Below are 229 nucleotides of genomic sequence, written 5' to 3'. Positions count from 1 at the left end.
CATCGTCGATCTCGACGCGTGCGCGGCACGCCGGATCGTCGTGAGCAACATAGGCGGGTATGCGGTCCGTACGGGGCCCGGGCATACGTTCGCGCTGATCTTCGCGCTGCGCCGCAGCCTCGTGGCTTCCCGCGACGCGGTGCGCGCCGGGCGTTGGCTCGACAGCGGGCAGTTCAGCTTCTTCGATCATCCGGTCCGCGACCTGGCCGGCTCGACGCTCGGGATCGTC

General features: G+C 69.9%; 1 pseudogene. It reads left to right on the top strand.

From position 1 onward, the window contains the following. A pseudogene (locus KVT39_RS37690) lies at positions 1-229 on the top strand (glycerate dehydrogenase); the annotation flags it as partial.

This window comes from Burkholderia sp. GbtcB21 (assembly GCF_019091065.1).
Classification (GTDB): Bacteria; Pseudomonadota; Gammaproteobacteria; order Burkholderiales; family Burkholderiaceae; genus Burkholderia; species Burkholderia pyrrocinia_C.
Note: the sequence above shows the minus strand (reverse complement) of the source record. Positions and strands in the feature narration are given on the sequence as shown.